The following is a 14,739-nucleotide window of genomic DNA, read 5'->3' on the forward strand; positions in this document are numbered from 1 at the left end:
ATTCATGCATTGGACGCTTCGTTCCGCACTGGCAGACTAGCGCAAAGTTTCTGTCTCCGATGTGAAGGCCCGATCGCGTGTCGCGCCGATCGACTGGAGGCGCCGCACGGCGCCTTCATTGCGTTGCCGCGCCGCGTATTGATACCAATTGACCGCCGCGTCGCGATCTTGCGCGGTGCCTCGGCCCGACATCAACGCGTCGCCCAGCGCAACCTGCGCTTCCGCCATGCCGCGCTCGGCGGCCCTCTGAAACCATTCCGTCGCCTTCGTCACGTCAGCCTGGCGCCCCTGTCCCCTCCCGAGCATCACGGCGAGGTTGTACTGCGCAACCGTATGTCCCTGCTCTGCAGCGGCCTCGTACCAGTTCACACCCTCAGCAAGATCCAGGCCCACTCCGTAGCCTGTGCAGTACATGACGGCGAGCTGGAATTGTGCGGCTGCATGCCCCGCGCGCGCCGCCTTGGCCATCCATGATGATGCTGCCTGCGCATTCCCCACCCCGCTCTTCGGATCCATATGGAGAAGCCCCAGCATGTACTGCGCCTCGACATGGCCAGCATCCGCCGCGCGCGTGAGCCATGGAGTGGCACCTAGTATATCGGCGGTTCCGCCGAACTTACCTATCTTCAGCGCGCCCAGTTGAAACGCCGCCGGAGGATGACCGGCCTCCGCGGCCTCTCTCAGCAAAGAGTGCGCGCGTGCAACGTTATCATCAGACGCATCCTGATGAAGCAGGAAGAGCGCGTAGGCGGTCTTGGCGTCAGGATCTCCGCTACCGGCGGCCCTGCTCAACCATTCCGACGCCATTTCCTGATCTTTGGGAACGCCGGCACCGGTTGAATAGAGCTTTCCGAGTTGCACCTGTGCGGCGCTGATACCGCCATCTGCGGCACGTTCGAACCATTTGATCGCGGCCTCCACGTTGCGCTGAACGCCGGAGCCGTTGAGATAGAAGATCGCAACGTTGAATGCCGCAGTGGCATGGCCATTTTCGGCCGCGCGCTCGAACCACTTCGCGGCCTGACGAATGTTGGGCGAGACACCGACACCAGTCGCATAGAACCGGCCGACGAAGAATTGCGCCTGCGCATCGCCCCGCTCGGCGGCCTTCTCGTACCAAACCGCCGCCTCCCGCAAATTGGGCTCGGCATCGGCTCCGTTCGAATAGAATTCCGCGAGTGCCTGAATTGCCGGAAGGTAATCCTTCCGCGCCGCCTTGCGCAGCGCGGACTCGGCCCGATCGAGGTCTTTGGCGACGCCCTTGCCGCTGAGCCGTAACAGGCCGATGTTGTAGAGTGCGATCGGATCATCATGCGTGGCCGCACTCTGGAACAGGCGAGCGGCCTCAGTCGGGTTCTCGGGCAAGCCCATACCCTTCAACGTCATGAATGCGAGCCCAATCTGCGCCCTCACGTGATCGTGCGCCGCGGCCTTGCCATACCAGATCGCAGCCTGCGCGAAATCGACGAGTACGCCGCGTCCCTGATAATAGACGTCGCCGAGCGCGAATTCGGCCGGCGCAAATTTCTGATCGGCCGCCGCCTGATACCAACGAAGTGCAGCAGCGAGGTCCTTCGTGCACCCCTGCCCTTCGCTGTAGAGATTGCCCAGGATGGTCTGAGCATCCGCTTTGCCGGCTTCGGCCGCGGCCGATATCCAGCGAAACGCGGCGCAAATATCCTTAGCGACACTGGTCCCGTGCGGGAATATCAGGTGATGCACATTCGACGCGGTATCGCCCAATCGGGCGGCGGAGGATTGACGCCAGGTCTCCGGCCTATTCGGTCCGAGGCTGGCGTTGACACCGTACAGATAAATCAGGCCGAGTTGATATTGCGCCTCGGCGTGACCTCGCTGCGCCGCGCGTTCGTACCACACCGCGGCATCGGGAATGCTGCCCGCCACTCCCTGGTTCTTGGCGTAGAGCATGCCGATCCGATAGTCCGCTTCCGCGTCGCCGTTTTGCGAGGCACGCTTCCAGAACTTTAGTGCCTCCAGATAGTGACCGCGCTCGAACGCCGCCTCCGCCGGACCAAGCCGCCTTTTGTCAGATCCGTGAGACGCGGGCCGAAGCCATTGGAGGAGCGATCGGGTCAATGCCGTCATGGCTCACGCATGGCCTCCCGGATGCCCTTCAGCATTCCGCCAAGCAGATACATTCCGACCGCCCGCGTGCCGACATGGACGTCTCCCGCAAGCGTCATGCCAGGAATCAGGCGGAAGTTTTTCGGGACATCCTTGAAGTTGGTCGAATCCACCGAGCACCGCGCCTTGTAGTACGCTTCGATAGGCTTTCCATCGTCGTCGGTTGTGAAGGCACCCTCGCTGATCCAGCGCACTTTGCCCTCGGCTGTACCATGCTCCGCGGCATTGAACGCATCGATCCGCATCGTGCAGGTATCCGGGCCGGATAAAACCGACATCGCGCGAGGCGATGCGAATTTCAGCCTCGAGCTTGGTGTCGGTCGGCATCAGAGTAATGAAGGGATCGCCGGGCTTCAGCACCGACCCGACCGAGAGCCTTGCCATCGTCAACACGACCAAGTCTTCGGCGGCGGTCAATCGGACCAGATCCTGGTGCCTGAGCGCCTTCTCATATGAGGCTCTCGCCTCGTCGAGCTTGTTGCGAGTCGTCACGAGATCCTGAACTCAGTTGCGCAAACCATTGCTGCTTGAAGGCGTCACGGTCCGCGATTGACGCGGCGAGCGTATTCTGGGCTTCGATTAGGCTGTTATGGGTGTTCTCCAGGGTCCGCAGCAATTCAAGCCTTGTGTCCTGGGAGATAAACATATTGAGTTGCGAGCCCGTGCCGTGCTCGGCCAGCGTCGTGCGCATGGTCTCGATCTTCTGCAAGATCTCGTCACGCTGCCGATATCTCGCATCGTCCCCGCGAAGCTTCTCCATCGTCGCCTGCGTCTGCTTGATCTTCGAATCGAAACTATTGATCTGCGCGGTATATTGCGCCATCCGCTGATCATAGAGCGCCTTCTGCAAGGCTGCGTATTTCTGGTAGTTCTGGTCTGGCTTGCTCGCAAAGACCAGCGGATGCTGGTTCAGCTCGGCTTCATCGCGCGCCACCTGAGTCTCGAGACTAGCGATCTGCAACTTCGCCTGGGTCAGGTCCGCCGACGTAAAAGTCGCGTCCAGGGTCGCAATAAGCTGTCCCGGTTGCACCTGCTCGCCTTCCCGCACGTCAATCGTCTTAATGATCGATGGATCCAGCGCCTGAAGGACGCTGATCTGTCCCACCGGCACGATTCGCCCCCCAACGCTGGTGATGACGCGATCTATCCGCGTCAGAGCGAGAATGGCAACGATCGTGACCAGGAAGGCCGAGAGCACAAACAGCGTTGCTCGCGCGATCAGAGGCTCAGCCTCCTCTCGGATCGCATCCGTTTCCGATTGAAATTGGCGAACGGTCGCAAGCGCACCATCAGGAGACAAGCGTCGGACTCCCAAATTTTGACCGATCGCTGCGGGCTGCCGGCGCCAGATGCGTGTTCTGCTGATACCACAGCGAGCTGTAGATATCGTTGCGCGCCAGGAGCTCCTCATGCCGCCCGATATCGTCGACCACACCACGATTAAGCACGAGAATTGCGTCCGCCTTTGTCAGGGACGACAGGCGATGCGAGATGATGATCAGCGTCCGGCCATGCGCGATGCGCGTTATGTTGGCGTTCACGATCGCCTCGCTGTCGGCGTCGAGCGCGCTTGTCGCCTCATCGAGAATCAGGATGGGCGGGTTGACGATCAACGCACGCGCGATCGCAAGCCGCTGCCGCTGCCCTCCCGAGAGGTTCGGCGAACCTTCATAGATATGCGTCTCGTAGCCACGCGGCAGCTTGTCGATGAATTCTTCGGCGCCCGCCAGCCTCGCCGCCCTGACCACATCATCGAATGACGCGTCCGGCTTGGCCGCGGTGATGTTTTCGCGGATGGTTCCACTGAACAGAAAATTCTCCTGGAGCACCACACCCACGTTACGACGGAGATGGTCGATGTCATACTCGCGAACGTCGATACCATCTATCTTGATCAATCCCTCATAATCGGAATGCAGCCGCTGCAGCAGACGCGTAATCGTGGTCTTGCCGGATCCGCTCTTGCCCATCACGCCCAAAGTAGTCCCCAGCGGGATTTCGAAGGAGATGTTGTTCAGCGTGGGCGATAGCGCTCCCTTGTATTTGAAGGTGACGCCGGAGAACTCCACCTTGCCCTCGAGCGGCGAACGCACGCCATGGCCGGAACGCCCCTCTTCCGCCGGCCGGTTGACGAGATTGCCGACGATTGCAACCGCACTTCGCGCCTCGTCGTATTGATTGATGAGCTGCGCCATCTGCATCAGCGGACCCGAGACGCGCTGCGACAGCAGCAGGAATGAGAACAGGGCCCCGATATAGACAGGATCGTTGCTTTCGAGCGCGAGATAGACGCCGAGCGCATAGGAGCCGCTGACGGCCAGCCGCTCCAGCGGACGCACCACCGACTGGATGGCGTTTCCAGTCATGCCTTCCACGAGCCGGGCCTTGGCAACGCGTGCGACCAGAACATCCCACATGTGGCGCTGCCGCGTATCGAGCGCGAGCGACTTGATCGTCCGGATGCCATTCAAGGTCTGAACCAAAAATGCGCCCTGCGCGCCCTCCGCGGCCAGCACCGCAGTCGACGCCTTGCGGTAATTCGGCAACATCAGGACGAGCCACGCGACGATCAATGCCGACAAGGCGAGAACCACGATCGTCATGACGGGGCTGAAGAAGAACATGACGGGCAGGAAGAATATCAGCGTCGTAGAGTTCGAGAATGGTGCCGAACAATTGCCCCATCAGGAACGAGCGAATGCGAAAGACTTCCCGAATGTCGCGCGCGACGAGGCCGACGGCCGTCTGCTCGAAATAGTCGATGGGAAGATTGAGGACCTTCTCGAAGACGTAGGTCGACAATTTGACGTCTAGCCTGGTCGTCAAGCGATGGACAAGGAACTGTCTCAAGAACGAGAAAGCCGCCTCGAAGGCTATGACCACCAGCATCGCGACGCAGAGCACATAGAACGTGTTGTACGCCTTGTAGAAGATCACCTTGTCGGACAACAAGCGCCAGAACATGATCGGCGCCAGGCCGAGAAGCCCGAGGATCACGGCGGCAATCGCGACGTCGCGGACCATGCGGCGTTCGCGGAACAACAGCGCGGCTACGAGGCCGAAACTGAACGGCTGCGCTTCGTCCGATATCTCGTAGTTGCGCTTGATCAGGACGAGATCGCCGGACCAAATATCTTCAAATCGTGGTTGGTCGATCACGAGCAGCGCGTCTTCCGCGGCATTCGGATCCCTCAGCACGATGCGCGTATTGTGTGCGCCTCCCTCGACACGCAGGAGCACCATATGGCTCCCATTGCGAAGCCGAACGATGACCGGGAGCGCCTTCTTGAGATGAGACAGTCCGCCCCAATCAGCTTGACGCACTTCGCGCGCATGCCCGCTTTCTCCGCGCAGCGGATAAGCTGATGGAGCGTGACGTTCTCGTCCGGCAGAAGGTTGTCTTGAATGAGCTGTGAGGACGTGAGGTGCAGCCCGTGCTGTCGTGCGACGATGATCAGGCACCCCAGTGCCGATGCCGGTGCTGCATCGGCAAGGTTCTGGTCATCGACACCGTGGACGGTCATGGATGTCAAGCTACCTGCCATCTATGTTAATACTTTCACATTCGACTGTGAGCATAACATTTTGTGGCAAAAAGGCCAGCAGCACTTATCGTTGAATTTGAGAAATGGTTGGCCACACTCGCAGATACGTCAGGACCGGGCTTCCTGAAAATTGAAGCCGGATTCTAACAAAGACCTCTGGATGGCCTCGCCGTCGGCCTCGGGCATGAGCGCGAGCGCACAGACCTCGAAATTTTGGGTGCTGACCGAAACGGTCGGAAAACCGGCCATCAGCAGGAGATTGCCGAGTCGCTCGGCTGTAAATCCGGTGCGGTGGGCCATGTGGACGCGCCCCTCCTCGATCGCGCGCGAATGGCCGTAGAGCATGTCGAGCGGCCTGATCGGCCCCGCCGGCGAATGATAGGCTATCGCGGCAATGCCATGCTCGACGATGAACTGAGCAACCAATTCCACATCCGGGCTCATAATTAAGGCGAATCCCCCTGGTTTCAGGACTTGGTGGAACTGACGCAGCGTCGGATAGACCTCGTGGGCATAGAGGTGTTCGAGCACGTGCGACGACCAAACCGCGTCGAAAGACTGAGACTCGAACGCACCGCTCAAACCAAGAATCGAGCCGAGCACATCTGGCTTGACGTCCGGGTCGATGTCGAACCGGGTCTCCTCCCAGCCATGGTCGACGATCATCCGGGCAATGCGCTGGGCCGTACCGGGTCCCGAGCCCGCATTGAGCAAGCGTTTCATCTTGGCAGACAAGATCTGTTCCTGGCATCGGGCGCCCGGTGAGCGCCAGGTGATAATATTAGCAAATCAGAACTTCTCCAGCATCGAAGCAAGACATGGCAATGATAAGACGACAGGAGGCGGAGGACGGCTTAACTCTCGAACTCCAAAGCAAAAGCCCCGCCGTGAGCGGGGCTTTCACACACGTAGCTTGCAGGAGCCGGATCAAAGCTTCGGCAGATGGACGTCCTGATCGGTGAAGTGGAGATCCTCGACGCCACTGACCGCGACCGTCTGGTTGTCGCTGAAGTGTAGGGTGTAGGTGCTCGTTTTCGCGTCGACGTCGATCTTCGTGACATCGAAGAAAGAGCGATTGGCAAAGTCCACGGTGTCCGTGCCGGTGCCGCCGACGATCGTATCGTTTCCGGTGTGGGTCTGGACGTGGAACGTATCGTCGCCGCTTCCGCCTTGCAGCGTCGAGTTCGCAGCAGCCCCGCCGCCGTAGACCCAGAACACGTCCTTGCCGTCACCGCCTTGGAAGACATCGCCCTGCGCGCCGACCAGCGTATCGTTGCCGTCGCCACCGGACAGCGTGCTGTGCCCCGACGCCAGATCTTTCAGGAAGTCGTTGCCACCGTCGCCTTCGAGCAACTGAGCGCCGGAGCCCGCCTCGAGACGGTCGTTGCCGGTGCCGCCGGTCAACGTATCGTTGCCAGTGCCGCCATAGATGCTGTCATTGCCGGCGCCGCCGAACAGCGAGCTATTGCCGTGCCCGCCGTGGATCGCATCGTTGCCGCTGCCGCCATAGACCGTGTCGTCGCCGCTATCGTACAGGTTCACGCTGTCGGAACCCTTGCCCATGGCGACGAACACGTCGTTATCGCCGCCGATCACGTCGAGCGTCTTGCCGCCGGCGTCATCGAGGATGATCGCCTTCAGGTTCGGCGTGGTCTCGACCGTGGTGGACTGCGAAACGTCGAGGACGTTAACGACCGGCGGAACGCTCCCTCCGGAGAACGGTCCGGACTCGAACCATGCTCTCGAAGCATCCCCGGGATCGTCACTGAATACACCGCTTTGCTCGAGCGAGTCGATCAACGCCGATCTGACGCTCGCCTCGATGTGGTTTCCGTTCTGGTGAAGAAATTGGCCCAGCTCAGTCTTCGTCAGGTACGAGACGGCCATGGTACCCCCTTTCAAGTTTTACTGATGATGATCCGACGCGCCAATCAGCGGCAAAGGTGCTTGAGGCTGAATGTGCTGCGACTTGAACGGGAGCAAACAGGTTGCATCCGCCCGGCTCACCAGCGCCTTATGTTAGAATGTTAAGGCGCCGGCTATTTTTGTTATGATGAATGTTAGTCGCGGCGCACAATCACTGTCAAGGATCAAATTCACGCGCTGTTAACTCGAATTTGAGGCAATGTCATATTGTGTTAACTATCGCCCGGCGATGCAGGGGAATCCGTGATCGAATGACGCTTTTCTCGCCATGTGCCGGCGGTTTGATCCGTACCCATACGAAATTCGTCGACGAGGCATGTGTGGAGACCATATGTACGAGCTTCGCCCGCCTCACTGCACGAGGAGCAAGCGGTCGGCAGCCCGCGAGATGAAGGGCACCGACCGAATCTGCCGAGAATACGATCACTTGTTATTGTAGCGCCGCATGAATTCTCCCCGACCGATGCGGACAACCATCACAGTCACCCAACGCAAGGGCGGGGTCGGCAAAACGACGATCGCGATCTGTATCGCCGCCGAGTTGACCCGCAGGGGTCACGATGTCGCGCTGGTCGACAGCGATCCTCAGCGCTCCGCCGCTCATTGGGCGGAGTTGGGCAATCTGGAATTCCCGGTCTACGAGATGGCCCTGGAGGACATTTCCGTATCCGCTTGGGCTCAGGAGGTCCGAAACGTTGAGGCCGGCATGGTGGTGATCGATACTGCCCCCAACGCGCGCGGAATGGGAGCATCGATCGCGGTGGCAGACTTGATCCTAGTCCCCTGCACTGCCTCAGGGCTGGATCTCGATGCAACGACGCAGACGCTGGCCATCATTGAGGCGGCGCGCGAGCGCCGGCGAGATCGAGTTCAGGTCATTCTGGTTCCGAACCGGGTCGATGGCCGTACCCTTGAGGGGCGCCAGCTTGTTCGAGGAACTGAGTGAATTCGGCGAGATCGTTGGGCCCCCGATCGCAAGCCGCCTCGCGTTCGTTCGGTCCTTCACTTACGGACAGTCGGTCGCGAGCTTCGTGGCTGGCGATCCGGCCGATCGAGAAATTCAAGCCCTGGCAGACGAAATCGAGAAAATCGTCGGAATCGCGCGATAGCAGCAGCCGACAATCGCACGACGCGCGCTCAGCACATCCACTGCATGATCCGCAGAGATGCAGGTACTCGTTCGACCAGTGAGATGAATGATATTCGAATCAGGCTTTGCGTGCCTGGCCAGCGCGGAGCGCCGGTGTCGAAGTCTCTTCAAGCCTCATCTTCTCGAGCATAAGATCCGTGACAAGCTTGCGCAGGCGCTGGTTCTCGACCGTGAGTTCTTCCAGCACACGACGCATTTCGCTCATAGTCGGGAGATCGGTGGGCGCGTTCGTGCCAGCTTCGCGAAGGTTCGAAGATTGCGCCTCGTCCTTGCCTAGCGACAGTTTCCGCCAACGATGCAGTGTCATGATGCTCACCCCAAGCGCTTTGCAAATCTCCACCTGGGAATTGCCCGCTCGGGCCAGTTCATCTGCCCGGACAAGTTTCAGCATGATTTCTTCGTGAGAATGCTTCTTCATATTCGCGCCTAGTATTCGTTGCGGCCCGTAAGCTCGCGCAGAATTCGCTGTCTGGCTTGGCCAGGGCTCGACCTGACCAGCGTCAAATAACATATACGCCGGGATTCGGAAAATGACTCAAGGTGATGCTATCATACTTATGCCAAGTTCATGAATGATATTTTTGGTTATGCAAACTAATTCCTAAGTGTTAGCTGCAGTGCAATTAACGTTTTCGGAACTTTAATTGCAATTCGGACGCCGCTTTCAGTCGGGCACCTGCCTAAGTTGCGGAGGTCGCGTGTCGCGCCGTCGACATGGGTGAAGCGAGTTGTATTGGGCTTCCTCAGCCATCCGAGCTGGACGATAGTTTGTGCTTCATGCCAGTGCCGGCCAGTCGGGCGATGTGACGTTTGCCCAAAAGATCGCGCCCGAAACATGAGAGCAAAGTGAACGCGGTCGCCACTAGGTTTACTCGAGCGGCTTTTAATTCAGATTGGCTAGGCCTCTCCGTTAGAACAGAGAATAATCGCGAAACTGAAGTCGCTGTGGTCCCGCCTGCGCTGCGTGATAGGAGCCCACTTCGCCGCCGCTCGTTCGGCAGACTTCCTTCCGACGGTCAGCAGCGCTTCGCACTTCTGGCAAATGTCCGCTTCGCGCCGCCAACAGCAGACCTCTCGCTCTAAAACGGCGAGCGAACTCGCCGCCCACGTTGCGCCGACTGGGGCGGGTATGGATCATGTCCCGTGGCATGGTGTAGCTGAGTGCGGGTCGCATTCGCCGGCATGGGGCCGGATCGGTCAGCTGGCGATTGCCGGGAAGCTGATGGCTCTCGCTCCAATCCATCATGGGCCAATTTGAGCAACCTCCAGCCAAACGACGCAAGCTAGAGCATGCCGCCAGAGCTCCTCCCAATGCGGCGAAAAAGACACCGAGCGAGAACGCCAAGATGAGGGTCCGGTTGATATCGATGCCAATTGACTACGCCATCTCGCGGTCGCTGGTGACCGCCGGGATCAGCGCCCAAGCCGGATATGGTTGATCAGGAGCCGCAGGCCGATGACGACGAGGATGGCCATCCCGACAAGCAGAATCTGGTAGCTTGGATTCATGACGCCATCAATGCTCGACGTGCAAAGCAATCGTATCGGTGCATCTTCGTAGAACGATTGCAAGCAGATCAGGCGCTCGAAGTCCTCCAGAAGGCGGCGAAGTCGTTCGTCTGTAAGGCGAACCGTTGTGCGCGCGCATAGGGCTGGTGCTACGAAACGATATCTGTGGTTCCGATGTCCTGATCCAATGCTGCCGCCGTTGTCCTCAATTGACATAAGCTTTGCCTTTCGGCACGCTTTGCGCCCACGGAAATGGTGAATGATTTACAGACCCGGCGACGTCGGCACGCAAACGCAGCGTGCAAACGACCGTTTGGTGCCCTATTCGAAGCCGCGTCGGCGCACCCGCTAAAGTTGATAGATGACTCTTTCGAGAAAAACTATCGGCCAGCCTGATCAGCCGATGGGGCGTGATCCGTTCCACACCGCCGCTCATCGGCCGGTGGAGCGTCACCTCGCCGAGAACCAAAAGCCGGAGCCACGCGCCGAGCAAAGCAACAAAGCACCTATAGTTCATCCGGCCCAGGAGGCCTCTGCTGCGTCATCCGCACATTTCGGTTCTGTACGAGGTGTGTCCGCCAGTGTGACCGCCTATACAGATTGGATGAAGCGAGGACGCCAAATTTGGCACGAGCATTTGCAGCGCGGTCAACTACCCGAGGGGCCCACAGGGTCGATGGGAAACATCGAGCGCTGGTTGCTCGGATTGCTGAGCGTTGTTGTTCTCGTGAGCTGCGTTTGCGCGACGATTGTCTTCACGCAGGTCAAGTCGCTCAAAGTGGAGATCGCCACGCTGCAACGCGAGATTATCGCGCTCAAGCTCCGCGTAGCCAGGCTTGATCAGATCGCAACCGCCAACGAGGCACGTGAGAAGCTAATCAGTGAACCGCCTAAGCCGCCGCCAGAGACCCGGCCTGATCAGGCTTCGCTCATCCTGTCGCGCGAAGAGATTCAGCTGATCCGCGACTATATCAAGCCTGCCCCGGTTGCGGGGTCCGTGACTCGAGTCGACCAAGGTCGGCGATCCCGTCTCGGGAGAAACCATCCCCTTCCCTTCTCCGATCACGGAGAAGGTGCGAAAACTGCTTGGCGCGAGATTTACCATTCGCAACGGCGTCATTGTCATTACGCGAAATGGGAGCCACTACGCTGATGCTGTGATCGGGTCCAATTGACGAGCGGCGGGCCAACGCCCTGCAACGACTGTGAAGCTTATAGAATGGCGCGCAAGGTTCGGTAACCGATCTGCACGTTCAAGGGCGAGCGCCAAAGCCCGCCTGCAATAGCTTTGCAGGTAGTTATTCGACTTATGGCTGGTTGTTCGGCGGCCGTTCAATGAACCGTCGGCTGCCGTTCAGTAGCTCAAGGTTATTGGCGATAACCGGGTTACCTGGATCGAGCGAATAGGCCTTCTCAAATTTCCGCCGCGCCGCACTCAGATTGCCACGCAGCATGTACGAATAACCCTGATCATTCAGGACTTGCACGGTTTCGCCTCCCAGCCGGATCGCCTGGGCATAGGCCTGGTCAGCCAGATCAAAACGACGTATCCGATCATAGCTCGCAGCCAACCCGATCCAAGCGGTCACGTCCTTGGGCGATTTCTCGACGCCGTCCTTGAAATAGCGCTGGGCAATCCCGTAATTGCCGCGGTTGAAATGCTCCAAGCCCAGCCGTACCGGTTCGTCCGAGGGATAATATTTGACGTCGGTTGGCTCCTGCACGGAATCCCCGCCAGGCGGCTCGACGGGAGCCACGACGGCGGCCTCCCTTAGTGTCTGGTCACAGGCTGCAAGGCCTGGTGCCAGCCAGCAACAGGTCAGCAATACAATGGCACGTCGCATAACTCTTGTCCCCCGCCCGGCCTAGCGGACTCACTGCAGCTTTGGCCAGTAGCGTCGCAAAGTTCACTTATCAAACGCCGTTACCTAGCCCCTGCCGGCGCGCCAACCGGTACCGATACTCCAGCAGTCGATCCAGCCCCCAATCCGGTTACGTTAACATTCTGGGTCACGGGAGGCTTCTCGCCCATTTGTTTCGTCGGATCGCCCATGTCGGGAAGCTGATCCACCGGCTGTTGCGTGTTGCCGTAACGCGAAACGGCTGCCCCCACGCGCCGCGCATCGTACGCGATCCTGCGATCACCGACGTTGCGCGGCCATGGATGGATTGTGTGGGTAGCGGCGTTAACCTCTTTGGCGTTGCCGGCGCTCATCGTGATGGTGTCAGAACGCTGGAAGTAGCGGTCGACCTCATCATGACCGGCGAGGCCGTAACATCCCCCGAGCAGGATGGGCGCGAACAGAATCAGATTCCTTATGGCCATCTCTCGCACCTCTAGTTGAGGGTTTTCACGACTGGCTGGTCGGTAACAGCTGCCGGTGCTGGAACGGGCACCCTGACCTCGGGAGCGATGATGTGGCCGTACGGCCCTTTCACCTCGCCGCCGGAATTGACGTAGTCATTGTAACGCTTGCGGACTTCCATCTGGCCATTGAGGAAGAAATCGACATCGTTGGCTGGAAGGCGGGAATCGAGCGGAGACGCCAGTTGCTGGCCGGGTGCAGCCGGTGCGACCAGCCGCGGCGTCACGATGATCACCAGATCCGTTTCCTGCCGCTGGTACGACTTGCTGCTAAACAAGGTTCCGATGACCGGCACCGAGCCGATCCAGGGCAATTGCGAAACGTCCTGCCGGTTGCGAGTTTGGAGCAGGCCGGCGATCGCAAAGCTCTGGCCGTCGCGCAGCTCGACCGTGGTCCGCGCGTCGCGCCGCGACAGCGCCGGGATGGTCGTCCCCGCGATCGTCACCGCGTTCTGGAAATCAAGTTCGCTGACCGTTGGCTCAACCCGAAGGTTGATCACGCCGCGCGAGAGAACGGTGGGCACGAAGGCCAACTCAACACCGAACTTCTTGAATTCTATAGTAACAGTCGGCAATGCGCCCGCAACCGCCGTAGAGGCGACCGGCACTGGAAATTCACCGCCGGCCAGGAAGCGCGCGGCGTCGCCCGATAGCGCCATCAGGTTAGGCTCCGCCAACCGGCGCAATAGGCCCTTGGTTTCCAGTGCCGACACCAGCAGATCAACCGAGGCGCCATTGCTCGTTCTCAGCACGCTGGTGAGTAAGTTACCAAACGGCACAGCTCCACTGGCCAGCGTACCTACGGTGCCAAGCAATGGTAAGGTCCCGGCCGGTGGCCCCACATTTGGTTGTGGTACACGACCACTTCCGGGACTATTGCGCCATTGACGGTACTTCTGCTGCCGAGACCGGAATTTGCTAGGTTCGATCCACTCGCATTACCCGCATAAAGGTTCATGCCGAGGTCGCGGCCCGCCTCGCGATTGACCTCGAGGAAGCGCACTTCGAGCATCACTTGTTGCGGCGCGGCGACGCTCATGGCGTTGACGACGACGCCGCCTTTCGCGACGGTGCTGGTGGCGATCGCCATGGCCCGCTCGGCTGCGACCGCGTCAGCGGCGGTTCCGCTGAGCACCACCTGTCCCTCGGAGGCCGAGACTCGAATGCCCTGCATGCCGGTGCTGGACCGGATGTTCTGCTGCAGATTCCCGGTGTCGATCACAACCTCGATGTCGAGGATTCCGATCTGCTTCATCGACGAGTCGAACAGGATGACGTTGGTGGTACCGGTCTGCTTACCCTGGATGTAGATCATGTGATCGCTCAGGGACTTCACGTCGATGATGTCGGACGAGCCCGCGACGATGGTCGAAAAAGCCGTGTCGACCTTGAAGGTGCGTGACTTGTTGACGACCACCCTGACCCGCTGGACGTCGCTCATTTCGCTGACGATCACGCCGCCGGAGGAGCCCCGCCGGTCTGCAGCCGCCGCGAGGTCTGCGGACCCAAGCAAGGCGAGCGCCGCGCCAAAACTCATCACGCTGAAGGCGAGAAGCCCCCCTACCGCCTTATCCGAAACGCGACCGCCACCCATTCGAGTCCCCCGCCGCGATCCGCGGCATCCCCGCAAATCTACGTGCTCGACGTCCCTCAACAGTTCCCCTCTGCGCACCACGTCGCAGAGCTTACAATCTGTCCCACTACAATTCGTTACTTCATGTTTCCAAGATCATCGCCCTTCATCCTGCCTCCTTGCAACAAGAGATACTTACCGCACAGCCACAAGCTGCAAAGAAAACTTTCCAATGTTGCCAGCGAGCATCATTTTCTCTGCAGCTCTGTTCAGAACTATCCGGCAGCACAACCACCTTGCGCGAGGTTCCGTCGTCGCCCCGCCATCGAACGGGGGTCGACTCGCAGTCTTGAGATGCGCTTGGCCAGGCGCGAATTGCTCTGACGCAGTTCGATGCCAAGCGTTTGGCCAGTTCCACCGGCGCCACCGCGAAGCGGCGTCCGCCCAATATGCGTCAGGTACACTGCCATATTCGGGCCTGCGGCAGGGTGGCACTTGCCATGGCATGTCTTGGCTTCGCGTCCGG

The 14,739-nt window shown here is 59.7% G+C and carries 8 protein-coding genes and 4 pseudogenes; 2 read left to right on the forward strand and 10 right to left on the reverse strand.

The annotated features are described in order from the left end of the window. Positions 1–36: 36 nt before the first annotated feature. From ACSKB8_RS36610 to ACSKB8_RS36630, 5 genes and pseudogenes are all read right to left on the reverse strand, one after another. Positions 37–2,106, reverse strand: coding sequence for a tetratricopeptide repeat protein (locus ACSKB8_RS36610; RefSeq protein ID WP_438109393.1), 2,070 nt, complete (start codon positions 2,104–2,106; stop codon positions 37–39). Further along, positions 2,103–3,445: pseudogene (locus ACSKB8_RS36615) on the reverse strand (HlyD family type I secretion periplasmic adaptor subunit). The gene ACSKB8_RS36610 and the pseudogene ACSKB8_RS36615 overlap by 4 nt, the downstream one beginning before the upstream one ends. Then, a pseudogene (locus ACSKB8_RS36620) lies at positions 3,435–5,669 on the reverse strand (peptidase domain-containing ABC transporter). Before ACSKB8_RS36620 ends, ACSKB8_RS36615 begins: the two co-directional pseudogenes overlap by 11 nt. Before the next feature lie 129 nt (positions 5,670–5,798). Then, positions 5,799–6,413: a class I SAM-dependent methyltransferase gene (locus ACSKB8_RS36625; protein ID WP_438110812.1), complete on the reverse strand. Its 615-nt coding sequence runs from the start codon at positions 6,411–6,413 to the stop codon at positions 5,799–5,801. A gap of 204 nt (positions 6,414–6,617) precedes the next feature. After that, on the reverse strand, positions 6,618–7,577 hold the full coding sequence (locus ACSKB8_RS36630) for a calcium-binding protein (RefSeq protein ID WP_249760912.1): 960 nt from the start codon (positions 7,575–7,577) through the stop codon (positions 6,618–6,620). Between the two features lie 502 nt (positions 7,578–8,079). Here ACSKB8_RS36630 and ACSKB8_RS36635 point away from each other — a divergent pair. Next, positions 8,080–8,725 (forward strand): annotated as a pseudogene (locus tag ACSKB8_RS36635) (AAA family ATPase). 99 nt (positions 8,726–8,824) lie between these two features. On the opposite strand, the gene ACSKB8_RS36640 reads toward ACSKB8_RS36635, so the two are convergent. Together ACSKB8_RS36640 and ACSKB8_RS36645 are read right to left on the reverse strand one after the other, a co-directional pair. Further along, complete coding sequence (locus ACSKB8_RS36640; protein WP_370986619.1) at positions 8,825–9,184, reverse strand: transposase; 360 nt, start codon at positions 9,182–9,184, stop codon at positions 8,825–8,827. Between the two features lie 995 nt (positions 9,185–10,179). Then, positions 10,180–10,491: a hypothetical protein gene (locus tag ACSKB8_RS36645; RefSeq protein ID WP_438109394.1), complete on the reverse strand. Its 312-nt coding sequence runs from the start codon at positions 10,489–10,491 to the stop codon at positions 10,180–10,182. Positions 10,492–10,636: 145 nt separating this feature from the next. On the opposite strand from ACSKB8_RS36645, the gene ACSKB8_RS36650 reads away from it, so the two are divergent. Next, entirely contained in the window at positions 10,637–11,428 is a 792-nt protein-coding gene (locus tag ACSKB8_RS36650) for a hypothetical protein (RefSeq protein WP_438109395.1), read from the forward strand. Between the two features lie 154 nt (positions 11,429–11,582). On the opposite strand, the gene ACSKB8_RS36655 is transcribed toward ACSKB8_RS36650, so the two are convergent. The 3 genes and pseudogenes from ACSKB8_RS36655 to ACSKB8_RS36665 all read right to left on the reverse strand — a co-directional run bounded on the left by ACSKB8_RS36655 (position 11,583) and on the right by ACSKB8_RS36665 (position 14,234). Continuing rightward, positions 11,583–12,032, reverse strand: coding sequence for a tetratricopeptide repeat protein (locus tag ACSKB8_RS36655; protein ID WP_438109396.1), 450 nt, complete (start codon positions 12,030–12,032; stop codon positions 11,583–11,585). 167 nt (positions 12,033–12,199) lie between these two features. Further along, complete coding sequence (locus ACSKB8_RS36660; RefSeq protein WP_438109397.1) at positions 12,200–12,601, reverse strand: hypothetical protein; 402 nt, start codon at positions 12,599–12,601, stop codon at positions 12,200–12,202. An 11-nt stretch (positions 12,602–12,612) separates the two neighbouring features. Then, a pseudogene (locus ACSKB8_RS36665) lies at positions 12,613–14,234 on the reverse strand (type II and III secretion system protein family protein). Positions 14,235–14,739 lie beyond the last annotated feature (505 nt).

The sequence above is a fragment of the Bradyrhizobium sp. BR 1432 genome (assembly GCF_051547705.1).
In the GTDB taxonomy this organism is placed as follows: domain Bacteria; phylum Pseudomonadota; class Alphaproteobacteria; order Rhizobiales; family Xanthobacteraceae; genus Bradyrhizobium; species Bradyrhizobium zhanjiangense.